Annotated in this window: 18 protein-coding genes and 1 pseudogene; 7 read left to right on the top strand and 12 right to left on the bottom strand. The window is 52.3% G+C overall.

Features of this window, described 5'->3' with window-relative positions; translation table 11 throughout:
• Positions 1-194: 194 nt before the first annotated feature.
• Positions 195-1,133, bottom strand: a complete 939-nt coding sequence (locus CRG97_RS06205) for an aldo/keto reductase family protein (RefSeq protein WP_098742255.1) — start codon at positions 1,131-1,133, stop codon at positions 195-197.
• A 160-nt stretch (positions 1,134-1,293) separates the two neighbouring features.
• On the opposite strand from CRG97_RS06205, the gene CRG97_RS06200 reads away from it, so the two are divergent.
• Positions 1,294-1,632: a winged helix-turn-helix transcriptional regulator gene (locus CRG97_RS06200; RefSeq protein WP_071221283.1), complete on the top strand. Its 339-nt coding sequence runs from the start codon at positions 1,294-1,296 to the stop codon at positions 1,630-1,632.
• Between the two features lie 45 nt (positions 1,633-1,677).
• On the opposite strand, the pseudogene CRG97_RS34190 reads toward CRG97_RS06200, so the two are convergent.
• Both CRG97_RS34190 and CRG97_RS06190 read right to left on the bottom strand, forming a co-directional pair.
• Positions 1,678-1,755: pseudogene (locus tag CRG97_RS34190) on the bottom strand (KGG domain-containing protein); the annotation flags it as partial.
• A gap of 139 nt (positions 1,756-1,894) precedes the next feature.
• On the bottom strand, positions 1,895-2,644 hold the full coding sequence (locus CRG97_RS06190; RefSeq protein ID WP_098742254.1) for a MerR family transcriptional regulator: 750 nt from the start codon (positions 2,642-2,644) through the stop codon (positions 1,895-1,897).
• Positions 2,645-2,828: 184 nt separating this feature from the next.
• Here CRG97_RS06190 and CRG97_RS06185 point away from each other — a divergent pair, with 184 nt between their 5' ends.
• Positions 2,829-3,785, top strand: coding sequence for an LCP family protein (locus tag CRG97_RS06185; protein WP_098742253.1), 957 nt, complete (start codon positions 2,829-2,831; stop codon positions 3,783-3,785).
• 51 nt (positions 3,786-3,836) lie between these two features.
• On the opposite strand, the gene CRG97_RS06180 is transcribed toward CRG97_RS06185, so the two are convergent.
• Positions 3,837-4,616 carry an AraC family transcriptional regulator gene (locus CRG97_RS06180; RefSeq protein WP_098742252.1) on the bottom strand — a complete coding sequence of 260 codons (780 nt, stop codon included), beginning with the start codon at positions 4,614-4,616 and terminating at the stop codon, positions 3,837-3,839.
• A 159-nt stretch (positions 4,617-4,775) separates the two neighbouring features.
• On the opposite strand from CRG97_RS06180, the gene pyk reads away from it, so the two are divergent.
• Both pyk and CRG97_RS06170 read left to right on the top strand, forming a co-directional pair.
• Positions 4,776-6,191, top strand: a complete 1,416-nt coding sequence (gene pyk / locus CRG97_RS06175; protein WP_098742251.1) for a pyruvate kinase — start codon at positions 4,776-4,778, stop codon at positions 6,189-6,191.
• Between the two features lie 153 nt (positions 6,192-6,344).
• Positions 6,345-7,562: an L-dopachrome tautomerase-related protein gene (locus CRG97_RS06170; protein ID WP_098742250.1), complete on the top strand. Its 1,218-nt coding sequence runs from the start codon at positions 6,345-6,347 to the stop codon at positions 7,560-7,562.
• Positions 7,563-7,746: 184 nt separating this feature from the next.
• On the opposite strand, the gene CRG97_RS06165 is transcribed toward CRG97_RS06170, so the two are convergent.
• Positions 7,747-8,709, bottom strand: a complete 963-nt coding sequence (locus CRG97_RS06165; RefSeq protein WP_098742249.1) for a phosphotransferase enzyme family protein — start codon at positions 8,707-8,709, stop codon at positions 7,747-7,749.
• Between the two features lie 386 nt (positions 8,710-9,095).
• Between CRG97_RS06165 and CRG97_RS06160 the strand changes: the two genes are divergently transcribed.
• Positions 9,096-9,857: a TetR/AcrR family transcriptional regulator gene (locus CRG97_RS06160; protein WP_098742248.1), complete on the top strand. Its 762-nt coding sequence runs from the start codon at positions 9,096-9,098 to the stop codon at positions 9,855-9,857.
• A gap of 26 nt (positions 9,858-9,883) precedes the next feature.
• Positions 9,884-10,630, top strand: a complete 747-nt coding sequence (gene map, locus CRG97_RS06155; RefSeq protein WP_098742247.1) for a type I methionyl aminopeptidase — start codon at positions 9,884-9,886, stop codon at positions 10,628-10,630.
• Between the two features lie 321 nt (positions 10,631-10,951).
• On the opposite strand, the gene CRG97_RS06150 is transcribed toward map, so the two are convergent.
• Both CRG97_RS06150 and CRG97_RS06145 read right to left on the bottom strand, forming a co-directional pair.
• On the bottom strand, positions 10,952-13,543 hold the full coding sequence (locus CRG97_RS06150) for a glycoside hydrolase family 95 protein (RefSeq protein WP_098742246.1): 2,592 nt from the start codon (positions 13,541-13,543) through the stop codon (positions 10,952-10,954).
• Positions 13,544-13,617: 74 nt separating this feature from the next.
• Positions 13,618-16,398 carry a discoidin domain-containing protein gene (locus CRG97_RS06145; RefSeq protein WP_098742245.1) on the bottom strand — a complete coding sequence of 927 codons (2,781 nt, stop codon included), beginning with the start codon at positions 16,396-16,398 and terminating at the stop codon, positions 13,618-13,620.
• A 285-nt stretch (positions 16,399-16,683) separates the two neighbouring features.
• Here CRG97_RS06145 and CRG97_RS06140 point away from each other — a divergent pair, with 285 nt between their 5' ends.
• Positions 16,684-18,516, top strand: coding sequence for a glycoside hydrolase family 97 protein (locus tag CRG97_RS06140; RefSeq protein WP_098742244.1), 1,833 nt, complete (start codon positions 16,684-16,686; stop codon positions 18,514-18,516).
• Between the two features lie 106 nt (positions 18,517-18,622).
• Here the strand turns inward: CRG97_RS06140 and CRG97_RS06135 are convergent, their stop codons facing one another.
• The 5 genes from CRG97_RS06135 to CRG97_RS06115 form a co-directional block, all read right to left on the bottom strand.
• Positions 18,623-20,464, bottom strand: coding sequence for a cache domain-containing sensor histidine kinase (locus CRG97_RS06135; protein WP_098742243.1), 1,842 nt, complete (start codon positions 20,462-20,464; stop codon positions 18,623-18,625).
• On the bottom strand, positions 20,461-21,486 hold the full coding sequence (locus CRG97_RS06130; protein WP_098742242.1) for a response regulator transcription factor: 1,026 nt from the start codon (positions 21,484-21,486) through the stop codon (positions 20,461-20,463). The genes CRG97_RS06135 and CRG97_RS06130 overlap by 4 nt, the downstream gene beginning before the upstream one ends.
• 212 nt (positions 21,487-21,698) lie before the next feature.
• Positions 21,699-23,279: an extracellular solute-binding protein gene (locus CRG97_RS06125; RefSeq protein WP_098742241.1), complete on the bottom strand. Its 1,581-nt coding sequence runs from the start codon at positions 23,277-23,279 to the stop codon at positions 21,699-21,701.
• Between the two features lie 141 nt (positions 23,280-23,420).
• Complete coding sequence (locus CRG97_RS06120) at positions 23,421-24,293, bottom strand: carbohydrate ABC transporter permease (protein ID WP_098742240.1); 873 nt, start codon at positions 24,291-24,293, stop codon at positions 23,421-23,423.
• Between the two features lie 15 nt (positions 24,294-24,308).
• A complete protein-coding gene (locus CRG97_RS06115) occupies positions 24,309-25,259 on the bottom strand; it encodes an ABC transporter permease (RefSeq protein WP_098742239.1) in 951 nt (316 codons plus the stop codon).
• Positions 25,260-25,362: the final 103 nt, after the last annotated feature.

The raw sequence follows: 25,362 nt of genomic DNA, 5'->3' as shown, positions 1-25,362 counted from the left end.
GTAGACGATATAATTCAACAAGAAAATGTCTTCTAATAGAGGGAGGCTTCATTAGCCATAGAGACACGGAAAAAAAGATGGCCCCTGAACCAAGTCAGAAGCCAACTTATATAAATCTTTCTACCTGTCCTCGGATTCTCTTATTCCCAAGGATCCATGCGATAAACGTCTTGGTTCTTAATCGATTTACTTCCCTATTTCAAAATCTCTTCAATGCGAGTTTGAACATCTTCGCTGAGCTCAATGCCGGAAGCCTTCACGTTCTCGGTTACCTGCTCTGGACGGCTTGCGCCGACAAGCGCACTGGCTACGTTCGGCTGGCGCAAAATCCAGGCAAGCGCCAGATTGCCTACGGATACTTCTAGCTCTGCCGCAATCTTCTCCAGCTCGCGAACCTTCGCGATTTTCTCCTCGGTAATGCCTTTACGCATCCATTCCAGCTTCGCGGCACGGCTGCCTTCTGGAATATCGGAAACTGAGGTATACTTGCCCGTTAACAGACCTTGCGCCAGCGGAGAGAATACGACCTGCCCAATGCCGGAACGCTCGCTCAGCGGAATGATTTCCTTCTCAATGTAACGTTCAAACATATTGTAGATGGGTTGATTGACCACGATGCGGTCCAGCAGGTAACGATCCGCTACCGTCAACGCTTCCGCTATTTGCGATGCCTGCCACTCGCTGACGCCGACATAAAGCACCTTGCCCTGGCGAACAAGGTCGTCGATGGCGCGAAGCGTCTCGTCAAGCGGCGTTTCCGGATCATGACGGTGGCAGTAGAAAATATCCACGTAATCATGGTTAAGCCGCTTCAAGCTGGCATGCGCCTGCTCCATGATATGCTTGCGGGACAAGCCGCGGTCATTCGGGCCATCGCCCATGGGCCAAAATGCCTTTGTCGCCAGCACGTAAGACTCGCGCGGATACGCTTTCAGGGTTTCGCCAACCAACACTTCGGCTGCACCTTTCTCATATACATTCGCCGTATCAAAAAAGTTAATGCCCAGATCATAAGCCGTTTTAATTGCGTTAACCGCATTCTCGCGTTCAACATAACCACCGTATGTAAGCCAGCTTCCCAAGCTGATCTCACTGACCTTGAGACCTGTGCGTCCTAATCTTCTGTATTTCATGGTAACTCCTCCTTCAATAGAATTACTTGGATGCTACATTTACTATTTTAAAGTAGTTCCTATTCTCAGGGAAGGAGTGAAATGTTCTTCACTATATTATAAGAAGGATAGCTGATATACTTGAGTATAGTTAATAGAATACCGGAAGGAGCCTATCGTTATGGGAAATAAATCGAGCAGTTACATACCGAAAACTCCCGAACATATCGAATGCAATATCGAAAAAACATTGCTGGTCTTAGGCGGAAAATGGGCATTTCTCGTCATCCGCGAGCTCTTTGGCGGCACGAAACGATTTGGCGAGCTGCAGCGGCAAATCCCGAATGTCAGTCCGCGGGCACTGACCACGACGCTTCGCCATCTGGAGGAACAGGGCGTGCTTGAACGCGAAGTATTCCCTACCGTTCCGGTTACGGTGGAATACACGCTGACGCCGAAAGGCATGGACCTGCATGTCATCTGCAAGGAAATGAAGCTGTGGGCGGCTCGGTGGACTTGAATCAAGATAACTTGAAGGCATCTGGCAATCGAGATTAGACCAATTGCCGCGGGATTCTCCGCCCTTACGGCCGATTTCTTGATAAAACTCCTTGCTCATTTTGTTACCGTTGTTGTTAGCCATTGTTCATCACTACTTTTCGATTCCTTCATTCACCACATATGGACCTGTACCAAGTCCGTAATAAGCCATGATTATCTCGTGTTCTATGGTCCCTTAAAAAATGATAAAAGCCGCGACCCGCGCGGCTTAATCACCCTATTTACGTCAGATGCGCATACGCCTCCGCAGCCGCATGCAGATAATAAGCCAGCCCCGTTTGCTGCTCCTCCAGCATCCGGAGATGAAAGTCATCACTCAGAAAAAACTTCGTTTTACCCGCAAAATCCGCAGCCGTAAAGGCGTGGCCCTGCTCATTCATAAACTGCAGATGATCCCGAATCGAATCCCGTACTCGCACATCATCGTGTTTGATCCCCGTTTTCAACGCATTTGCCATGCCTGCCATAAAAGCAGCCGCTTCCCTTGCCTGCTCGTTCATGCTTGGCACATCAACGGGTTCACCCTCGAGCAAATCCACATCATACTGCTCTTTCAGGTGCTCATTTTGCTCTGCTAAGGCTTCCTTCCATTCTTCTTCGCTCTCAAAACCTTTGAATAATTCCTGAGGCTCCATGTGCTTGCCCTCCTCCGTACTGGTTAAGGATGTTCTTAAGGTTTTCAGAATCGTATCCAATCGATCTGCGCGATCCATCAGCTGCTTCTCCTGTTGTAACAGCATCTTCCGTCGTTCAGGGGCCTTCTCCATCAGTGCCTTGATTTGGTCCAACGAAAAATCCATTTCCCTGTAAAACAGAATGTGCTGCAATCGCTCCAGCTCGGCAGTACCGTATAAGCGATAACCCGCTTCACTGATCTCGGCAGGCAGAAGCAAACCGATTTTATGATAATGATGCAGCGCTTTAATCGTCACCCCGGACAGCTCCGAAACCTCTTTTACCGTGTATAACATACGATGGTTCCCTCCTTCGACTTCCAGTCTAAGGTCTCCCCTTGGAGGAGAGTCAACCCGCTTATCCGACCGGAATATATCGACTTTTCCGAATCGTTTTTCCGGGAAAATATGATTTTTGTTCATTATTTTGCTAGAATGGTCAATTATGCAGTAGAACAACAGAAAGGATGTTATAGGAACTATGAAAAAGAAATGGTTAAAATACACCATGCTCTTATTATCCGTTGGAATCTTGGGGATTATCTCGTACTATACCTACGCTATCATACAATTCTCAAACCAAATTTCGACCGCTTCGAATCCGGCGGAGCCAACGGAAACCTCGGGCGCTGCGTCGGAGGAAATCATCGAAATACCCAAGTGGGAGGGTAAAGAACGCATTAATATTCTCCTGATTGGAGGAGATTCCCGGGGAGACGATGCCGGCAGATCCGACACCATGCTGGTGGCCTCCATCGATCCTGTCACGAAAAGAGCCCATTTATTCTCGATTTTGCGAGACACCTATGTGAACATCCCCGGCCATGGCAAAGGACGACTGAATTCGGCATTTGCTTACGGTGGAATCGAGTTGACCAGACAAACGATCAGCGATCTGCTGGACCTGCCCATACATAAATATGTTTACACCGATTTTGTTGGATTCATAGCCCTGGTTGACGCCATTGACGGAGTCGACATAGAAGTGGAGAAAGACATGTATTACACAAGCAAAGCGGACAAGCATATGTACGACATCGATTTAAAACAAGGGCTGCAGCATCTCGACGGCAAGATGGCGCTGCAATATGTTCGATTCAGACACGATGCGAAGTCCGATTTTGGCCGCACGGAACGACAACGGATTCTCATGACGGAAGTCGCCAAGAAGATGCAGACCACGGGCTCATTAATCAAGCTGCCCAGCATCCTGGATTCAATTGCGCCATACATCGAAACCGATCTAAGCCCCAAAGAAATGCTGAAGCTGATGGCTCTCGGTTTTGATGTGAATATGGATAAAATCGACCAGCAGCAGCTTCCGCCGTTCTCACTGCTGACCAACGAGAAAGCCGGACGGGCACAAGTGCTCGGCGTAGATAAATCGAAACTGCGGCAGTATGTGAAGCAGTTATTCGAAAATGACGCTGCTCAATAAAATAGCAATCATCAAAAAGAGGGCGCAGCCCTCTTTTTTACGTTAAATTTCCTAGATCGTTCGTGGACGCTCAAGCAATAAATCCGATGGGGCGCTGCCCGTGACTCGTTTATAAATTCTATAGAAGTAGGAGAGGTCCTGATATCCGAGAAATACGGCAATCTCCTGTACCGTCAGCTGCGATTCCGTTAACAAATACACTGCCCGTTTGATCCGCTGGGCGTGCACGTACTGGCTGATGGTCTGCCCCGTAACACTCTTAAAGAGTACCGCTGCGTAATTGGGGGTTTTGCCGATCGCATCGCCCAGCTCCTCTTTCGTTATTTTCTCACGGTAATGCCGCTCAATATAAGACTTCATCCGTTCCACATGCAGGTGCTTCTCCGGTGTGATGACGCCCTTGTCCAACTCACGACTGATATAAATCAACACTTCTGTCAATAATGCTTCTATCATCAAGCCATAATAAGATGGGCGTTCCTGCCACTGCTGATGGATCACCTTCAATCGTTCGCGGATCAACTCATAACAGCCGGGTTTATGTTTTAATGCTTCTTCTCGTTCAATCACCGATAATCCCGTCGATAGCTGGTCTGTCCACTGGATCACGATTTGCGTGTGTGTCACGGTAGGGATGCTTTTGCCATAATGCGGAACACCGGCTGGAATAAGCAGCAGTTCCCCTTTCTCCATAATCTGCTTATCCCCATTCACCCAATATACACATTTTCCATATGTCACAAGGCTTAAGCGCCATGCTCGCTTCTCATTGTCAGCTTCTTCATACCAATCGACACCGCTAATTTGTTTTACTTCTACCGGAGTGATCATAACTCACCTCCACTGCAATACTATAATCCATCCATTGTACTATATTTCATATCACGATTCGACAAGACAGGCTACAATGTGATCATTAGGGTAGTTTGAAATGAGCTCAAATGCTGCAAAAAGCTGACGAGTGCAAATACGAAGGAGGAACAAACATCCATGCTAAAAACAAAAATTATTTGTACGATGGGACCCGCGTGCGATTCCATTGAGTTGTTGAAGAACATGATTCAGGAGGGAATGACCGTTGCCCGTTTGAATATGGCACACGGAGAGCCGGAAGATCACGTAGCCCGTATCCGAAATATTCGCCAGGCTGCATCCGAATTAAACACGTATGTCCCCATCATGATGGACATTAAAGGACCCGAAGTACGGATCGGCAAGCTGAAGGAGGCTTCCTGCCTGCTGAAGCCAGGTGAGGAGCTGATCCTGACTACAGAAGAAATTCTGGGCGATGCACACCGCATCTCGGTCAATTATGCCGAATTAAATCTAGTGGTTAAGCCGGGAGACCGTATTTTGATTGATGATGGCCTCGTGGACCTGAACGTTCTCCGTGTTGACGGGAAGGACATTCTCTGTAAAATCACTAGCGGCGGCGTGCTTAAACCGCGTAAAGGTGTCAACCTCCCCGGAATCAAAACAACACTTCCTGGGGTCACCGAGCGTGACGTCATGCATATCGGCTTCGGTCTCGAGAACGACATTGAGATCATTGCCGCTTCTTTCGTGCGTCATGGCGATAACATCCGTGAGATTCGCAGCATTCTGAAGGAACGCGGCGCGGATCATGTACAGATCATCTCCAAGATCGAAAACGGAGAGGGCATGGAGAACCTGGACGACATCATCGAAGCCTCCGACGGAATCATGGTTGCCCGCGGCGACCTTGGCGTCGAAGTGCCGATCGAAGAAGTGCCTATGATGCAGAAAGAGATGATCGATAAATGCAATCTGGCCGGCAAGCCGGTAATCGTCGCAACACACATGCTGGAATCGATGCAGGTCAATCCCCGCCCAACCCGCTCCGAGGTGAGCGACGTAGCTAACGCGGTGATCCAGGGCGCTGATGTTGTCATGCTCTCGGGCGAATCCGCTGCGGGCAAATATCCGGTAGAATCCGTGCGCACGATGGCGGCAGTTGCCCGCCGTGCCGAAACGATGATCGATTATAAAGACCAATTCGCTTTCAAATCCAGACAGCAAGTAGCCGATATTACCGAGGTTATTAGTCAGGGTGCGGTTAGCTCCTCCCTCGTTCTGAATGCCAAAGCTATCATTACGTCAACGGAGAGCGGATTTACAGCGCGGATGATTTCGAAATATCGGCCACAAGCACCGATTATCGCGGTCACACAGCATGAAGAAGTGCTGGCCAAGATCTGCTTGCTCTCCGGCGTCATTCCGGTAAAAGGCGACAAGGTCACAACGACGGACGAAATGTTCGAATCCGCGACCCGCAATGCCATCAAGACAGGCTACATCGAAAAAGGCGACATTATCGTATTATCTGCCGGCGTGCCGATCGGTCAATCCGGTAACACGAATCTGATTAAGGTTCTGCAAGTGTAACGGGTACTCTCTGAAAAAAGACCTCTTCGTAAATATTTTCGGTGCCAATCCATCCCTCTGGGCATATAACTAACTCAGAGGAATCAGCGCGAAGAATGAATTATCGCTGCCGTAATGGATGAACCGAGCATGTTATCGGGAGGTCTTACAAATATGCGTATACCGTATCATTCCATGGAGGGCCAGTGGCAGCAGCCTGCCGCCCTTCGTGATGAGCAAGCCCATAGCTATACAAGTCCGTACCAGATCCTCTTCCATTGGAACCGCCTAGACTGGAACTTCCCGAATGCTGCGATGAAGCAGCGATTCGAGGAGCATCAATATTGGAAGCACTGCATGCCCGCAGGCGTCAAAGTAGACCGACAGGGACGCTTCTATGTATCGGTGCCGCGCTGGGCGGAAGGGGTTCCCGCTACGCTGAATACCATTGTAATGGTGAACGGCAAGCCCGTGCTGGAGGCTTTTCCAAGCTGGGAATGGAATACGCCGGGGGATATGCGGATGCTGCAATCGGTCCTTGGCTACGAGATCGATGAACTTAACCGGATGTGGATTCTGGATCAAGGGAAAATCGCATACGATACTTCGCCCGAAGGCTCGCAAAAGCTTGTCATCTGGGATCTGGGCGCTAACCGCCTGCTCGATTCCATTATCATTCCGGATGATATCGCCCCGCCCCGGACGTCGTTTCTGAACGACATCGTGGTGGACAACCGGAACGGTTATGCCTATATTACCGATTCGGGCTCCGGCTGGCCGGACCATCCACTGTATGGCGGAATCATCGTCTACAATATGAGAACGAAGACATTTCGGCGCGTCCTCGACAGTCATTACAGTACGCAGGACGTGCCCCGTTTCCGGTTTGAGATCGATACCGAGCCGGTATACCGCAACAAGCCGATCCGAATCGGCGCCGACGGCATAGCACTATCCGCGGATCGCGGAACTCTATTCTACTGCCAGGTAACGGGGCGCAATCTGTACGCTATCGATACACGGTTGCTGCGGAATTTCAATATTTCCGATTCGATCATCCGGAATTCCGTTCAGACCCTGGGCAGCAAAGGAACGACAACCGACGGCATGCATGCCGACAATCAAGGCCATGTATTCTACACCATGCTCGAAGGCAAGGGGATTGGTTACTATTCACCGTACACGCGCTCGTTCAACAAACTGCTGTCCGACGACAGGATGCTGTGGGTAGACGGGGTAGCTTTTGATCAATGCGGCTCCATCATCTTCAACAACAACCGCCTGCACCGCATGTTCGAGGAGCCGCAGAACATCGACTGGGACGATCCTTACAATCTGATCATATGGAGAGCCTACCTTGGGCGGGACGTGAAGTCGTACTTATATGGTTGAGGGTTGTGAAAAAAAGGGTTAGGCAGATCGGGCGTCCATGCCCTCTACCTAACCCTTTTTGTTATATACCTGCAACACTGGACCTCAATGACTGGCAGCCTCGCAGTCCATGACCTGCGTAAGCGATATGGTTGTCTGGCTCGATTATCCTAAAGCGACTGGTTCCTTCACTACGATCGGGCCTTTACCACGGCTCCCTGAACCCCTGCCTATCGTTCTCGCAGTAGCGCAACAGCTTCATTCGAAGCCCCTCATACCAAGGGGGAACATCCGTCAGATCGCTGCCCTCCAAGGAACGCAGCACTCTGGCAAATCCGTACAGCCGGTCGAATCGGCGAAATCGTGCAAACTCCGCCTCCAGCTCGTGATCCAAGCTACGGATGGAGCGATACCCTCTCAGGAAAACCCGTTTCTCATCCTCCGACTCGGTATCCGCAAGAGCCGTCACGATATCCATCGCAAACCAGTGGTACATCGCATCGTCAAAATCGATAACGTGGAAAGTACGCTCCTTCGCTTCATAAAAGATATTATCCAACTGAAAATCATAATGGATTAAGCCATACGTCTGTCTCGACGACGGCATGAACTGCAGCCAGAGACTAACCCGGTGAAGCTCCTCAACAGCATCCTGCTCCTCGGGATGCCGCTGAAGTACCTGATCTATTTTGTGCAATATGTTCTCTGCGCTTCGGCGTCTTACACTTCCAGGTTCATATTGGCTGGATAACGTATGCAGCCTTGCGAGCGATTTTCCCCAGTCCTTGAACTGGGTGGTCGTGAGATTGCCATCTAATGCAATCCCTGCAGCAGCGGAAAACACAACGCCGTGGTAATGTCCCTCGGGTGCCTGAATCGTTTCGATCCAATTCCCGTTCACAGAGGAAACCGGCGCGACAGAAGGATAGCCGTTCTTAACCAGATACCGCATAAATTCCAGCTCGGCCGTTGTCTGCTCGATCGTGCTCTCCTCTTCATCATTAAACCTGAGGAAATATCGCTCTCCGCTGCGGTTAAACACATACACAAAGTTGGAGCTTGCCCGCCAGAACTTCAGTGTTCCCTCGTCAAACTCCCAGTTGCGGATGAGTTCGCGGGCTACCTTGTCTGCCGTTAATCCGCAAACCATCGTTGTTAACTTCATCATCTACTCTTTTTCCTCCCACTACAGCCTGAGAGGACTTACACTTCGACTTAAGTAACTAGCCCTCTCATCTGTACACCATTGTGAATATGAATCGTATTCAACAACGTCACCCCTTTCCGCACATAGACCCAAGCATGAGTCTTGCCCAATAAATATTGTACAGGAGCCATAAGTGGAGTGGATGGGAGAGAATAAGTATAGGGGAAAAATACGAGGTGAAGTTATTTCGACTCCATTATGGGTCGCTCGTTCGAGGCTAACCCGTTGGTCAAGCACCGATTTCTAGGTTGAGCCGGAAATCCTCCAACTAATCTCTTGTTATTCGCAAGAAGATGTTTTATATTGACATGAGAGTAGGTCAAAAATAAAAGAGGTGAACGGACGAGATGACTCCACGCACGAAGGAAAAAAACGAAGAGATCCGGCTGCAGCGTCTGGCGCAAATCCGGAAAGCCGCTGCCGATGTGTTTTTGAATAAAGGGCCTTTACTGGAAATCCGCGATGTGGCCGCGCAGGCGGGACTCGGCTATGGCACGGTATACCATTATTACAGCAATAAGGGCGATTTGCTCTACGATCTGCTATGGGACGCGTTGGAGCGGGCCGGGGGATGGCTGAAGGCCCCGCTAGAGGCTCCGCTGAAGGTTCCGCCGGAGTGCCCGCAGGAGGTCCCGCGCGCTTCGGCTTCGGGGGAGGCGCCCGCGGGCGGGCATTTCGGCTTGGCTGCTGCGGCGGACACCGGGAACTTGGCTGCCGCGGATTCAAGCCGCGAAACGGCCGCGGCCGCAGAGCTTGGCCCCGTCGCTGCCGCCGGCGTCCGGCTGCTGCAGCTTTGGGCGGAAGACCACGCCCTGTACCTGCTGCATAAGCTGGCCGGTGAGGGCTTTGCCTCGCTGCCTGAAGCACGCTCGGCCCCGCTCTCGGCCGCCTTTCGCCGGGAGGTGCTTGCGCCGCTTGCCTCGCTGCTGGAAACCGGGCATGCGGCGGACGGGGCTGCCACTTCCGACGGAAATGCGGAGGAGCTCCCGTATCGGCTAGAGCGCGCGGAAATGCTGCTGGCCGCCTTGGTCGGATGCGCCTCGCTTTCGCTTCGCCGCGGAAGGCTGCACGAGGAGGCCAGGGATATCGCCTGTTTTTTAAAATTATAGAATGGATAAGGAGCGGATAAACAAAGATGATCATTTTAAAATCACCTAGGGAAATCGAAGAGATGAAGCCGGCGAGCCAAATCATTGCGGAATGCTACCGCGAGGTGGCCAAACTGATCGAGCCTGGGATCACCACCCGGGAAATCAATGACTTTGTTGCCAGACACATCACCAAGCTGGGCGGCAAGCAGTTTACGAAAGGGTACAACGGTTTCCCCGCCGAAACCTGCATTTCGGTCAACGATGTGGTGGCTCACGGCATTCCTTCGAACCGGGTGCTTATGGACGGCGACTTGCTGAAGCTCGACATCGTCGTGGAATACGGCGGATGGTTCGGCGATTCGTGCTGGTGCTATGCGGTGGGCAATATCCGGCCGGAGGCGCAAAAATTAATGAAGGTGACAAAGGAATGCTTGGATCTGGGGATCGCCCGGGCAATCCCCGGGGGCCGGCTTGGCGACATAACGTCGGCGATTCAACAGCATGCGGAAGCGAACGGGTTTTCGGTCGTACGCGATCTGCTGGCGCACGGGATCGGTCGAAGCCTGCACGAGGAGCCGAGCTACGAGCATATCGGCGTAGCCGGCAAAGGCGTTCGGTTAAAGGAAGGCATGGTGTTTACGATTGAACCGATGATCAACGAAGGTACGTTCCGCATCACGATCGACGACGATCAGTGGACGGCGAGAACGGCTGACGGCAAGTTGTCGGCGCAATATGAGCATACGATCGCAATCACGCCAGACGGACCGCTAATTTTAACGGCCCAGTAAGAATAGAGGCGAACGGACGGGAATGCGTCATTTTAGGAAATAAGTCGCCAACCCGTCCTGCTTGGCCTGACAAAAGTTCGTAATCCGAAACGACGAAAAAGCGTCCGGCACACTTTTCACTAGTATTTGAAGCAATCGATCCGTATTTGAGGTCTAGGAGTTCTCCTCCAAGATCAAGTCAGAAATGAGAAAATAACCCACTTAGGCGCCAACCTTAGGAGTGGGTTATTTTCGTTATTATAACATTATATTTGTTCCCTCACTGAGGGATTTACCATTCTTTTCAATTTAAACGTATTCTTCAACCGCTCTATGTGTATCCTAGGCAGACCTTCTCCAGCTACAGCTGGCACCCTGCTGTATCAAGAACGAGTAGCAATATGCTCCTCCGGATATGGTGGTACTGGTCAGCGTAACCTCTCCAAGCTGTTTCTCCTCTATGAGGGCAAGCGATGAACGGGACCATACCCTGCATTCGCCCGCCTTGTCGGCTCGAATCTTCACCTCGGTCAATTCGCCTTCCTCCCAGCGAATGTCGACAACAAAGCCGCCCCGGGCACGAAGCCCCTTCACCTTGCCGCTATTCCACTGCGGGGGCAGAGCCGGGAGCAGCCTTAACTCTCCCGTATGCGACTGCAGCAGCATTTCGGCGACACCGGCAATCCCGCCGAAATTACCGTCGATTTGAAAAGGCGGATGGCAATCCAGCAGATTCGGATAAGTTGAGGAAGCCAGAAGATTCACCAGATGCTCATACGCTTCTGCGCCGTGCTGCAGCCTGGCGTAATAATTGATGATCCAGGCGCGGCTCCAGCCGGTATGACCGCCGCCATGCGCAAGCCGTCGCTCCAAGGTCTTGTAAGCCGCCTCGGCAAGCTCCGGGGACTGGGCAGGATCAATCTGCTCTCCCGGATACAGGGCGAACAGCTGCGAGATATGCCGGTGTCCGGGATCGGCCTCCTCATAATCATCCAGCCACTCCATGATCCCTCCCTGCCTTCCAATCCGCGGTGCCGGAATTTCTTGCAGCGCGGTTTGAAGCTCTTCAAGGAAGGAGTCCTCATCTCCGACAAGATGGCCTGCCGCAAGACAGGCCCGGAACAAGGCCGTCGCAATCTGCGCATCCATGGCAGGTCCCATACAGAGGCTGCCGATGGCTCCGTTCGGCAGCACAAATCGGTTCTCCGGCGAAACGGAAGGTCCGGTTATCCGTCTCCCTTCCTCATCCACGGTCATATAATCCAGCAGGAATATCGCCGCTTCCTTCATGGCCGGATACGCTCGTTCCTGCAGGAAATCCGCATCCCCGCCAAACCGGTAATGCTCCCATAGATGAAGGCACAGCCAGGCAGATCCCATCGGCCATACGGTACAGGTCATCAATATTCCTTCAGGCCGGGTCTCTCCCCAGAGATTTGTATTGTGATGCGCTGCGAAACCACTACAGCCATACATCTCGCGAGCCGTGTCTAGGCCATTCGGGAGCATGCGGTGAATCAGGTCGAACAGCGGCTCGTGGCACTCCGCCAGGCTCAGCAGCTCTGCCGGCCAGTAGTTCATCTGAATGTTCACATTGATCGTATACTTCGACTCCCAGGGCGGGGTGAAGCTGTCATTCCATATGCCCTGCAGGTTCGCTGCGAGAGATCCGGGTCTGGAGCAGGAGATGAGCAAATACCGCCCATACTGCACGTATAACGCGATCAAGTCGGGATCGCTGTTCTCCGCAGAAGCACCTTCCGTCTTCACTCTTTCCTGCAGCAGATTTAGCCGCTGATCGGTAGGCAGGGATAATAAATCGTCTTCTGCTCGATTTGAAATTTCAACTTGATCTGGACCGACAACGCGATCCATCCCATTCGGAATGTCAACTTCTCTTTCGGTTAAGCCCGCTCTATTCGCATCCTTCTTGCTGGAACCAATAGTTAGCGAGAACCGCTCAAACTTCTCCCGATACTCCTCCAGATGACGGCTTTTCAGCTGTTCGAACGACATGCCTGCCGCACGATCCAACTGCTCCAGACATACCTGGCCCGGCTGCTGACACCGAAAGGTCGTCTGGGCTGACAGCAGCAGCGTAACCGAATCCGCGCCTTCAACCGAGAGAAAGTCACCGATGGTTCGAACGCTTCCTCCCTCAGCGACAGCACGCAGTGCCGTGCAGAAGGTAATGCCGTCCGCGCCGCATTCGCCATTCATCAGCAAGGTATCATGCCCTAACGACTCCGTTCCGCTGTCAAAAGGACGGCGCATCAGGTTTGCCGCAAACGTCAGCGCTCCCGGCCGATCGGCAGTTAGGCGAATCACCATCACGCCATCCGGCGCACTGACAAAATACTGCCTGCGATAACCTATGCCGCTCGAAGAATAGGATACGGTCACCATGGACCGCTCCAAATCCAGCTCTCGCTCATAATACTCCACCGCTTCCTCGGCATCCAGGAACTTGAGCAGCAGATCGCCTAGCGGCTGGTAGGGCTGCTCGTATTTCGGGGATGAAGTCATCGCCATCCGGGCCAGATGCTCGGCCTCGGCCTGACGTCCATCCCGCAGCATCTGCCTGATGTCGCTCAAATATTCAGTGGCGTTAGGGTTGGCTCCCCTTCCCGGACCACCATACCAGAGGGAATCCTCGTTGAGCTGCACCCGCTCAAGCGAGGTCTTGCCAAAGACCATGCCGCCCAAACGCCCATTCCCGATAGGCAATGCTTCATTCCACTCGGCTGCGGAGGAAACATACCATAACCGCAAGCGCCGACTTACAGATGTGTCAGGCTGCGGCCAGGGGGTTACATGCCCTGCCGCCTCAATCTTGCCGTGCTGTCTTGTACGATCAGACTCCGTTTGATGTCCACCATGAGAACATTCCGTACCTCTTCCTGTTGTCTCCCTCTCCACCTTCTCCATCTTCATACATGTCTCCCCTTCTTCGCGAAGAAGGGGACGATCAGCGTTTCCCCTGATAATCCCCTGTTCGCTATATATAATTAAGGCTGCTCTGGTATATCTATCGCACCGCCGCCCACAGGCGTACGGGCCAGATTATCCACCGCTTGCTGACCCAGACGATCCTTCAACTGCTGGACGAATAAACTCTGAAGCGCTACATGCCGGTCGGCATATTCCCAATATCCGTCCTCACGCGGTCTTGAATCATAATCATTCGGAACGAGCGGTTTCACATTCAAACCGTCTTCCGTCGGGATGTGGCCGATGACATAGTTTTGTGCCGTTGGGGGCTTCTGCGCAACAAGCCCGCCTTCGGTGTTCCACATGACGTAATTCGCTCCCGCCCAACCATGTCCGCTGCCCAGCCATCCACGGTCGCGAACGCTGATACGCGCACTGACGTTGTCGTACAGGCCGCCCGTGGACCAGCGATGGTGCGGCTCGCTTGTATTGTATTCGCGAGTCGCCTTATTGTCGTACATGACATTCGGTCCTTGTACGCGGCTCTCAATAACATAAGCATGACGTGAAGTCTCCGTATAATTGCGCTGCACCAGATTTAATTGCCCCTGGATGAAAAAGCTGTAACGACGACCGCCGGTAATCACGCTGACCATATCGTACGTTTCGCTGTCCTGCACGGTGACCCATTTGGCCTGCCGCCCGACCTGCACCAAGGCGTAGGAGAAATGGTAGCCGTCCACCTCGCGCACCCAGGCATTCTTCACGCTGTTCATCATAATGAAGCGCTCCGCATGTGCCTCATCGGAATAATACGGGGTATCCAGAACATCGTTATCCATCTTGGTATCGGTCTTGCTCGGATCAAAATCGGATATGGCGCGCATATTCTCAATCCCAACCAGTTCAATTCGAGATTCATCCGTCGCCTTGAACAGCTTGCCTCCACCCCATTGACGTTCAATGGCATTTGCTAATGGAGCATCCACCGTAATCCGGTTGCCGTCGATGGCCGTAATGACGCGGTCAAAATCCAGATTGAACGGGGACCATTGCTGCGTTCCCCCGGTCCCTGGCCGCATATAGATATGATCCATGCCGATCTCATGAATCCAGCGGTCATTACCGATTCTCCGAACAATAACGGTGTCGCCCACCTGATAACCAGAGGCATTCTGGACATGGAAGGATCGGGAGCCTGCCGGAACGTACAGATCCTGGATGTCCGTCTCCGTCCCGTCAACAACAGCTGCACCGTTGGTTCCACCGACCACAATCAAATTTCTGGCCGTTGTTCCCGTGCCGCGGATGATGGTGCCGTCCTCACTCTTGCCCTCACCCCGCAGCACGACCCCGCTGGCCTGAATGTTCAGGGAACCGCCGACCAGATACGTGCCCTTCTTCAGCAGCACTGCCCCTCGGAAGCCGTCCGCGTCACGAGGCAGCCGGGACACCTCATCAATCGCCGCTTGCAGCATCGCCGTATCGTCCCCGCCGGTCGGCTGTACGGCAATTCTCGCCTGAACGTCGGGCAGTTTCACACCGCCACCCATATAACCGACGTTTGAGAAATCTATGATCCGGTTCCCCTTATAATCGGGAACATACACCATCCTTCCGTCTTTTCCGGTAAAGGCGATTTGACTCTGACCTTCAGGTATTCCTTTCTTGGGCATGACGGTGTAAAACAAGCTGTCGAAGTAGGTTCCCCCGTCTGTGGTTTGGAAAGTCATCCGCACCTCGTACGTGCCCGGTACTTTCATCCCTCCCGGAAGCGTTATCGATTGCGTTACCCCTGCCTGCAGCGCCTTCGTGCCCAGCGAGCCTCTGGATTGATCGTCCTTGAACCATCTGGCAGTTACGGTTCCATCCATATTCGGAGCGATCGTTACGACGGGTAGCTCCTTGCCTTCCCCCAAGATCGCCGCCTCGCCAATCTTCTGGACCAACGCCTTATGCGCGAACGAACTAAAGGCAATGTATTTCGGATCTTGGAACTCCTGATCATCCTTCACCACAATCCAGAAATCCGGCGTACGGATCGCTTGACCGTTGATGCTGGTTTCCGCATATAACCGAGTGGCGCCTACCTTGGTCCCGGTTACCGAACCTTCGGAAGTCACCGCTGCGCTGGTTCCCACCACATGATATTGAACCTGGCCTTGAGGCAGCGAAATCCATTCCCCGCTGACCCGTTTGCCGCGCACCTCCACGGCCGATGTGCCTCCAATGTCCAATGTCAGTTCCTCATTGTTGTTATAAGGGGATCCATCCGACTTCACAAAGGCCAGCTCCGTTACATCGGACGGAATCCCTTGATCTCCATCCTGCATATAAAGCTCCAACTCCTTAAGCTGAACATTGAGATTGCGGCTCAGCAGCAGCGTTACCCGAATTTGGGAAGCGCTTACGAAATCAAACGTCATAACTTCCTGACCGTCCGCTCGAATACCCCCGTTTTTCGTATAAGCTCTGCTCCAAGACTCGCCATCACGGGAGTAATCTATCTCGATACTTCCCAGATTATCTCCCCGATTTAAATCCAGGACAACCTGATTGAAGGACTGCTCACTCCCCAGATCCACCTGTATGAATACACTCATGTCCTCACGGTCTGTGCTCGCCGGCTGCCAGTAGGTATCACGGCTGCCATCAACCGCTTTCCCAGCTTCACGCCCGCTGATCTCGGAACTGGCCGTCGCCTGCTTATTCCATGCCAGGTTGACCCGTTCCATCACATCCGGTGCAGCCGTTTCCCCCTGTATTGGCGGATTGCCGAACGAAAACAGCAGAATACCCAATAGCAGTATAATACCTCCTCTTCTTACCTGCCTGTTACGCTTGCGTACCTGTCTCATCAATCATCACCCATCCTTTGTCATATGTAGTGATTACGATCCACCAGCGATTACATGATGCCCTCCTTTCAAACACCTCTTGATATGCTTCTATGATAAAACAGCCTTTGCTCGCTGGACCATGCCGTAACTTGCGGAATGGCCGTGTTTTTTTATGGAGTAACACAACGTAAGAAAACACAACCTGGAGCGAACGGAGCCGTATGCTAACCCTTCGCTTTGTCCGTTACAATGAGGCTGCAATGAATACGTCATTCTTGGAGCGACAAGGAAGGAGTATCGTTTATGGATCATGAGCTATCCCAGTCTCCGTCAGCGCCGTTTCATGCGCAGCTTCATTCACCTGACGGGAATCTGCATATCACGCTGGAACAGGAGCATAACGGCCCCCTCTTTTACACGGTGATGAACAAGCGGGATCGGGTTCTTGAAAGATCGCCGCTCGGACTGATAACCGACAAATACAAATTTCAGGAAGGCATACGCATTCAAGGGGTTGAGCACAACACGATTACGGAGCGTTACGAACTTGTGACCGGCAAACAAAAATCGCAGTCTTACGAGGCAAGCGAGCTGGTGCTCCTGACTTCGGTCGAGAATCATCAGGTGAAGATTCGTTTCCGTGCTTTTCAAGACGGCGTCGCATACCGGTATGAGCTGCAAGGAGAAGGAGATATTCGCATCGAGAACGAGGTCTCCGGATTCCATCTGCCGGAGGACCGGATGCTCAACGTCTGGGGACAGCCGTTCATGCGGTGTTATGAACGGACCTACGACCATGCCATGCCGGAACATCTTCGGGGAAGGCATTTCGGTTTCCCGCTGCTGGTCCAATCGGCAGAGGATCAATGGCTGCTGCTGACAGAAGCTGCCGTGGACGGCGGATATGGCGCCAGTCATCTCGCAGCGGATGAGCACGATTGCCGGAAGCTCCGAACCTCCTTCGCCCCGGATCAGGAAACGCCGATTGCTTCGCAGCTTCCGCTTTCGACGCCCTGGCGTGTCATGATCATCGGATCGCTCGGGGATCTGGTGTCTTCATCGGTAACGACACACCTATGTCCCCCGCCCGTGCTGCAAGAGACCTCTTGGATCTCCCCGGGCAGAGCGGCCTGGTCCTGGTACGCGGAAGGCGATTCCTGCGGCGATATGGATATTCAACGGCAGCATGTCGATTTTGCCGCCGAGATGGGATGGGAGTACAGCGTCGTGGACGGCGGCTGGGAAGGCAAGCTGGACGTGCCGCAGCTCATCGCTTACGCGAAGGAGCGTGGCGTCGGTATCTGGCTGTGGACGCATTATAAAGGACTGAATACGAAGGAACTCCGTGAGGAGAAATTACGCCTGTGGGCATCTTGGGGCGCTGTAGGCATCAAGGTCGATTTTTTTGACAGCGACAACCAAGAGACGCTCCAGGTCTATGATGCCATTGCGGAATCCGCTGCCAGGCATCGCCTGATGGTTAATTTTCATGGATCCACCAAACCAAGCGGCGAACACCGGACATGGCCTCACGTGATGACAAGAGAAGGCGTTTACGGTGCGGAATACTACCGGGCGCAGAGCGAAGGGCCTAACGCGGTTCATCTCTGTACCTTGCCGTTTACGCGGAACGTGATCGGGTCCATGGATTTTACGCCGGTCACGTTCAGCAGACGGACCAACACAACCCAAGGGCTTCAACTGGCCCTAGCCATCCTCTTCGAATCCGGCATCCAACATTATGCTGATGCGATCTCCGTATTCGCCGATCATCCGGGCAAGCCGCTGCTGGCTGCCGTTCCAGCCGTCTGGGATGAGACTCGGCTGCTGGAAGGTTATCCGGGCCGATTCGTTACGATAGCAAGACGATCGGGTACAGAATGGTTTGTCGCCTCCATTTGCGCCGCCGGAGGACGAGATGCCCAGATTCCGCTGGATTTCCTTGAAGATGACCAAGCCTACCAAGCCATGATCTATCAGGAACAGGCGGAAGCGGACGAATACCGATATCGTTCCATTCTTCCTCCCATTGAGGTTCACACGGAAACGTGCTGCGCCAAGGATACCATCAAGATACGTCTCAAGGTGTACGGCGGCGTATCCATCCATCTCACGCCGCAAGCGGAGAACAAGTAAGCCAGTCATTCTTGCGGGATAAGAAGAGTAAGCCTCTGAAGGTTAACCTTTCTTATCTCTTCAAAAAACACAAGGCCTGACCTCCAATCCGGAAGCAGGCCTTGTGCTATGCACGCGGCGGACATGGCATGACCATGCGGATGGTGGTTCCTGTCTCCACGCCTGCCGAGGTTACACGGAGTCCGTAGTTCTCGCCGAATACCAGCTGAATCCGCCGATGCACATTCAGCAGCCCAATGCCTCCAGTACCATTAAGGTTCAGGGAGAATTCAGGTACATGATTCACGTGGTCATACTCGTAAGATAGCCGTGCCGTAACCTCGCGCAGCTGTTCATCCGTCATGCCGATGCCGTTATCCTTCACGCTGACCCAGAAGGAATCATCATCGCACCCGGCAGAGATCATGATGTGCTGCGATGCTTCGATTCCGTCAGGAAAGGCATGCTGGAATGCATTTTCAATTAACGGCTGGAGCGTCAACCGCACCATTTTATACAGAAGCAGCTCATGGGGTACCTCCACCCGAAGATCGAACTCCAGATCGTGCCGATGCTTCATGATCGTCATGTAGTTCAAGACGTGGTTCAGCTCATTCGCGACCGTGATCTCCTCGAGGGACGTCAGCAAGGAGTATCGCATCATAAAGCCAAGTGAGGACACCATTTCGGTAATCTCCGATGAGCCTTCAACCTCGGCATAACATACGATGGTCTCCAGCGTGTTATACATAAAATGCGGATTGATCTGGAGCTGAAGCGCCTGGAATTCGGCATTTTGCCGTTCGATTATCGTCTTCTGCTGCTGCAGCTCGGTCTCGTATACCCGCTCGATTAATTCCGACAGCCGGGTCACCATCAGATTGTACCGCTGCATCATTTCCGTCAACTCGTCTTCGCGTTTAGGAAGCTCCAAGGGAATCCACCGCCCCTGCTCCGTCTGACGCATCCCGCGGATAATCGTCTGGATGGGCTGGGTTATGGAACGAGTGAAGCGATAAGCAAGCAGACAAGCAGCAACGAGGCTGATCAAGCCGATCGTCCATACCGTCGAGCGGATGCTGGCAATCGGTTTGCGCCACTCCTCCAGCGGCATCGAAGCAACCAGGCGCCATCCGGAATAGGGGGACATCCGCGTCATGAACACTCTCTGCTCTCCATCGGCCGTCGTATATTTGAAGGATTCCTCGTCCGCGCCCATGATGGCGGCAGTCAGCTTCGGATCCTCGGCCGGAGACGAGGCGTTATGCTCCAGCCCCTCAGGCTGATAGACTACATGGCCGCTGGCATCCGCGATATAGAAGTATCCGCGTTCGCCCAGATCAATTCCTTTCCAGAGAGAGGATAACTCCTGGGAACGTACTTCCATGGCTAACACGCCCTTTTCCGCTGTGGAGGATAGTCCCTTGATCAGTCTTGTCATGCGTACTACACTACCGCTGCGTCCAGGTATAATGCTCTCCGTATGAATCATGAGACCGCTTTCATCTTTCGTGGTATTGCGGAGATCCGTCAGCTGCTTTGCCTTCTCCTCTGCACTGAATACCGGAGCCGTAAAATCAGAACCGAAGCTGTACGTGGCATGTCCGTTATAAGACAGGAGATACATGGTCAGCAGCTCGGGCCCCCGTTCCATGAGGGGACGGAATACCGTATCCTTGATTGTGGAGCTGATGTGATAGTAATCATAGTGGTCCGCCGGGTTAGGCAAATCCACGAATTTCTTCAATTCCCGGTTGGTCAATAAAGAGATCATCGTACGGTCGTAGGATTTAATATACAGATCGGTATGGTTCAAGGCATTCTGCACGATTTGCGACATATGCCGGTCCAGCTGGCGGTCCAGCTCAGCTGATGAGCGCGTGTAGGTAACGATGCCGATCAACAAGGTAGTCAGCACAATGATGGATACAAAGTACAGAAACAGCTTGCGGTACAGTTTATTTTTCATCCGTTAAAGCCCAGCATCGTCCGATATTCCGTCGGCGTATGTCCCGTTACCTTCTTGAACATTTTTGTAAAATGGGGATAATCCTCGTAACCGACGTTCGCCGCCACGTCGATGATCCGCATATGCGGCAGGGCCAGCAGCTCCTTCGCCCGCTCCATTCGCCGGTGAATCCGGTACCTTACAAAGGTATCGCCCGTCATCTTCTTAAACATTGCGCTGAAATACGTCGGCGTATAACCGGCCATCTCCGCCACTTCCTCAAGGGTGATCTCCTCGGACAGATGCGTGTCGATATACGATTTCACTTCATCCAGCGGGTTCTTGAAATTCCCCCACCGCTGCGTCACCAAATCGGCAGTCATCTGCTTAACCCTCAGCTCAAATTCGTTCAACAGCTGCTCCTGCACAGTATGGTGACCGATCGGTTCAATCACCGAAACCTCCATATATCCTTTCGAGACGAGACGACGGAAAATCATGCCCACCGCATCATCCAGCAGCTGCTGAAGCTGTGGGACACTAAGTCCCGCCGCTTGCAGATGCGCCCTCCAATCCACCAACAGGCGATCGAGCTGTTCGGTCTGCAGCATCCAGATCTCCTGCCCGATATTTTCAATCCAATCGACATAGGAAGCCAGCGAGACAATGCCTTTATTGCGGTGTTTGACAATCGCGTCAAAGGTTTGGTGCAGCACCACGCCGGTGACCGGCTTTAGCAGATAGTGTTTAACCCCATAAGCCAGACATTGCTGCGCATATTGGAATTCGCCATAACCCGATATGACGATAATTTGAATATGCCCATACTGCTCATGGAGCTCCTGACACAGCTCCAGTCCGCCCATTCGGGGCATGCGGATATCGGTCAGCAGTACATCCGGCTCGAATTCCTTGATCAGTGAGAGCGCATGCTCACCATTCACGGCCGTGTCAATGGCATCAAACTGCAGACGGTAGGTCTCCGCCATCTTGACCAGCCCTCTTCGGATTACAGGTTCGTCGTCAGCAATAAGCAACCGCATATCATTTTAGCCTCCTGTATGTAGAAGAATAAGGGATGAGGCAAACATCGAATGGAACAATAAGGTATCCGCAGCGGCTACCTGTAATGGTAAGACCGGCGGATACCTTGATTTTTCATCCTTCGCTCATTTAGGTTAAACGCTTACATATTGGATCTATTGTACACGCTTTTAGGAACAAACAGGAGATGCCCTACTTCCTATCTTGGATGTTATCTCGTACGGTCTACCACATTCTCCTTGTTCTTCCAGCGCTCCGTCGCTTCCTTGATGATCTCATCCCCGCCCTTGGCACGGTATTCCTCCAGCACCTTCGGCCAATCGGAGATCGGCTGCTTGCCGTAGATCATCTTCACCATGCTGTCCAGGATGAATTTAGGTCCCGTATCTCCGGTCGAAGCCAGATCCGGGAACTTGGAGAAGCTGTTCAGATTCGCCATGAACGTAATGCCGCCGCGGCCTTCATTGCTCAGCACATCGCTGAAAGCCTTGATCACGTCCTGGCCATCCTCGGTAAGGGCAGTCTGCTTCTTATTATAGGTTAGCTCATGAACGAACCACAGCTGGTTGGCCCGGAAGCCCGCTTCATCGACCTCTTGTTTCGTCACAGGCCACTTATAGTTGACTTTCCCGTTCTCCATCGTGTAATTCTCGCCTTCAATCCCGAAGGAGAAGAACATATCGGCTTCTTCCGTCAGCATCCAATCCAGGAATTTAATGATTTCGATGGCTTTCTCTTTTCCAACCTTGTTATTGATATAGTACGTGGTCGATACCGAGCTGTATAAGCCGAGTCCGCCCTTGCCGTCCGATCCAGTCGGGGATGGGTAAATATCCACCTTCATCGAAGGATCCACTTCCTTCAGCTTGGTGCGGAACCCGATCAGCCCCTCGCCGTTGGAGGCCCACATCCCGGATTTGCCGGCATTAATATTGCGTCCGTAATCATCCTGGGAGAGCGAAGCGAAATCCTTCGGGATTAGCCCCTCATCGTACATCGTCTTATAAGTCTGGAGCGCCTTGGTCATGTTCTCGACATCGAAGAACTTCGGTACGACCTCCCCATTCAGCTCCATGAACTGGAACGGCAGCACATCATACGCCCCAAGGAAGGTATCCGCATATTTAAAGCCCTCACGGTACTGGTATGGGTGCTCTACACCCAGCTTCTTAAAGGCACGCAGCATATCCAGATACTCTTCCGCGGTTTTAGGCGCTTCCTTAATGCCGGCCTTCTCCATTAGATCCGTGCGAATGAACGTGGCGCGGCGCGACGGATTTTCCAGCCAGGCCGGGATACCGTAGATTTTGCCGTCATACGATACTTCTTCCCATGCGGCCGGGGTAACCAGTTTCATGAGGTTCGGAGCATGCTCTTTGAGGAGATCATCCAGCGGCATGAACACCCCGGCTTCCACCGAGCCTGACATCGATCCTGTCGTTGGACCTCCTCGCATATTCCCCACAACGTCCGGGATTTCGTTGCCTGCAAACATCAGACTCATCTTCTGATCAAATTCCTTATGGGACATCAAGCGGATATCGAGATCCGTGTTTGTCATCTCCTCCAGCTTCAGCACCCATTTGTCCTTATTGATATCGGGTGATGATTCGGTGTAGGTGTTGCCGCCCGTGGAGAATGAAATCGAGAAGGCCAGCTTGCTCGAGTCTGTACCTTGTTTCGTTTCTTCCGGCTTGGGACTGACTGCTCCTTCTTCCGCTTTCCCCCCGCACCCCGCGAGCAGTGACATCATCATGACGCTGATCAGTAAGACCGTCCAACTTTTTTTCATCAACCTCTCCCCTTTTTCACAAAAAAATAGACAAGTGGCTCATTCATGAGGTAAGCGCTTTCGTTAAATCCATTTCATCGTAGCTCATAACCCTCATATGCAGTATTGGCGTTCTTATTATGGGATTGTGTTCTTTTACGATCAAGATTTGATCGAACCGATGAGCATGCCCTTAATAAAATATTTCTGCAGGAACGGGTAGACCAGGATGATCGGCAGCGTAGCGATTACAATCGTGGCCATCTTGATGCCCTCCGGGGACATGTTCGCCAGATTCTCGAACGTGGTGTCCATCTCTCCCATCTGATCGGTTATGACGATCTCTCTCAGACGAACCTGAAGCGGAAATAGTTTACGGCTATTGATATAGTATAGAGCGGACGAGTACGAATTCCAATGCGCAACGGCGTAAAACAATCCCATCGTCGCCATGACCGGCTTGGACAAAGGCAGCACGATGCTCGATATGATCCGCAGCTCCCCGCACCCGTCGATCCGGGCCGAATCAATAATTTCGTTCGGCAGATTCATGAAGAACGAGCGCATAATGAACAGGTTGTACGCGCTGATCGCGCCCGGAATAATCAGGGCCCATACCGTATCCAGCATGTTCAGCGATTTAATGAGCAGATAATTCGGGATCAGGGGCGCGCTGAAGATAAAAGTAACCAGCACGAGCATGAGAATGACTTTTCGTCCCCGATATTCATTGCGCGACAGCGGATAGGCCAGCGAGGCCGTTGCAATCAAGTTGATCCCGGTCCCCACGACAGTCACGAATACGCTGATCAGAAAGGAACGCCATACGGAAGTATCGTTCAAGACGATTGCATAGTTGGAGAGCGTAAACTCAACCGGCCACAGGCCAACGTCTCCCCGTGAAATGGCCACATCACTGCTGAGCGATTGCGCCGCAACGTGCAGGATCGGGAATATCATGGCAGCCGACACAACGGCCAGGAAGATAAAGTTGAAAATTTCGAATACGGATTCACCTTTTGATCTTTTTATCATGTTTTGGTCACCTGCCTAGTATAAGGAATTTCCGGTCGTTTTGCGGCTTATAGCGTTTCCGCCCACAATGAGCAGCAGCCCGATGAGAGATTTAAACAGCCCGATGGCTGTGGTGTAGCTGTACTGCTGTCCGAGCAGACCGACGCGGTAAATGTACGTATCCAGAATGTCGCCCTTATTCTCGTTCAAGGCATTCAGGAACACAAACACCCGCTCAAACCCGAAATCGAGGAAATTGCCGATGTTTAGCAGAAACAGAATCATAATCGTTGGCAGAATCGACGGAATCGTAATCGCCAGGGTCTGGCGCCACCGGTTTGCGCCGTCTACGCGTGCAGCTTCATACAGATCCGGGTTGATCCCGGCCAGCGCCGCCAAGTAAATAATCGTTCCCCAGCCAGCTTCCTTCCAAATGCCGGAGCCGATCAGAATGCTGCGAATATAGCTTTCCTCGCCAAGGAAGTAAATCGGTTCGAGTCCCACCCACATCAGAATCTGATTCATGATGCCCGTGGTCGGAGACAGAATGCCCACCGCAATCCCCCCGATGATGACCCAGGACAGAAAGTGCGGCATGTAGATAACCGTTTGCAGCACCCGCTTGTACAGGACGAGGCGAATCTCGTTCAACAGGAGGGCCAGAATGATAGGGATTGGAAAAGCAAATACGATGCTGTACATCCCGATCAACAGGGTGTTCCAGAAGATCCGCAGAAACTCCTCGTACTGAAACATGCGGTAGAACTGATCCAGCCCCACCCATGGGCTTTCCCATATGCCTTTGAATAAGTTGTACTCCTGAAAAGCCATGGCGCTGCCGAATAAAGGGACATATTTAAATACCAGAAAATAGAGGATGCCCGGAATCGAGATGAGGTATATCGCCTTGTACTTGCGAAAGCTGGATAACCATTCCCGGCTCCGCGCTGACGGTGTTAGCCGCGTGCTTGGGTTGATGTTCGCCATATGGACCTCCCGTTGTAAGTTTTCCTTCGTATTCATCGTATAAGCGGAGGGCCTCGCCAACAATGGCGGCATTTGTTTGTCGATGTGTTTTTTTACGATTGTG

This window comes from Paenibacillus sp. EZ-K15 (assembly GCF_002573715.1).
GTDB lineage: Bacteria > Bacillota > Bacilli > Paenibacillales > Paenibacillaceae > Paenibacillus_AQ.
This window is presented reverse-complemented; position numbering and strand designations above follow the sequence as displayed.

What these genes read in the sequence shown, in the direction of transcription:
- CRG97_RS06190 (WP_098742254.1), bottom strand. Translation starts at nt 2,644, where the DNA reads ATGTTATACACGGTAAAAGAGGTTTCGGAGCTGTCCGGGGTGACGATT.
- CRG97_RS06115 (WP_098742239.1), bottom strand. Translation starts at nt 25,259, where the DNA reads ATGGCGAACATCAACCCAAGCACGCGGCTAACACCGTCAGCGCGGAGC.
- CRG97_RS06170 (WP_098742250.1), top strand. Translation starts at nt 6,345, where the DNA reads ATGCGTATACCGTATCATTCCATGGAGGGCCAGTGGCAGCAGCCTGCC.
- CRG97_RS06135 (WP_098742243.1), bottom strand. Translation starts at nt 20,464, where the DNA reads ATGAAAAATAAACTGTACCGCAAGCTGTTTCTGTACTTTGTATCCATC.
- map (WP_098742247.1), top strand. Translation starts at nt 9,884, where the DNA reads ATGATCATTTTAAAATCACCTAGGGAAATCGAAGAGATGAAGCCGGCG.
- CRG97_RS06120 (WP_098742240.1), bottom strand. Translation starts at nt 24,293, where the DNA reads ATGATAAAAAGATCAAAAGGTGAATCCGTATTCGAAATTTTCAACTTT.
- pyk (WP_098742251.1), top strand. Translation starts at nt 4,776, where the DNA reads ATGCTAAAAACAAAAATTATTTGTACGATGGGACCCGCGTGCGATTCC.
- CRG97_RS06205 (WP_098742255.1), bottom strand. Translation starts at nt 1,133, where the DNA reads ATGAAATACAGAAGATTAGGACGCACAGGTCTCAAGGTCAGTGAGATC.
- CRG97_RS06185 (WP_098742253.1), top strand. Translation starts at nt 2,829, where the DNA reads ATGAAAAAGAAATGGTTAAAATACACCATGCTCTTATTATCCGTTGGA.
- CRG97_RS06125 (WP_098742241.1), bottom strand. Translation starts at nt 23,279, where the DNA reads ATGAAAAAAAGTTGGACGGTCTTACTGATCAGCGTCATGATGATGTCA.
- CRG97_RS06165 (WP_098742249.1), bottom strand. Translation starts at nt 8,709, where the DNA reads ATGATGAAGTTAACAACGATGGTTTGCGGATTAACGGCAGACAAGGTA.
- CRG97_RS06200 (WP_071221283.1), top strand. Translation starts at nt 1,294, where the DNA reads ATGGGAAATAAATCGAGCAGTTACATACCGAAAACTCCCGAACATATC.
- CRG97_RS06150 (WP_098742246.1), bottom strand. Translation starts at nt 13,543, where the DNA reads ATGAAGATGGAGAAGGTGGAGAGGGAGACAACAGGAAGAGGTACGGAA.
- CRG97_RS06130 (WP_098742242.1), bottom strand. Translation starts at nt 21,486, where the DNA reads ATGCGGTTGCTTATTGCTGACGACGAACCTGTAATCCGAAGAGGGCTG.
- CRG97_RS06180 (WP_098742252.1), bottom strand. Translation starts at nt 4,616, where the DNA reads ATGATCACTCCGGTAGAAGTAAAACAAATTAGCGGTGTCGATTGGTAT.
- CRG97_RS06140 (WP_098742244.1), top strand. Translation starts at nt 16,684, where the DNA reads ATGGATCATGAGCTATCCCAGTCTCCGTCAGCGCCGTTTCATGCGCAG.
- CRG97_RS06145 (WP_098742245.1), bottom strand. Translation starts at nt 16,398, where the DNA reads ATGAGACAGGTACGCAAGCGTAACAGGCAGGTAAGAAGAGGAGGTATT.
- CRG97_RS06160 (WP_098742248.1), top strand. Translation starts at nt 9,096, where the DNA reads ATGACTCCACGCACGAAGGAAAAAAACGAAGAGATCCGGCTGCAGCGT.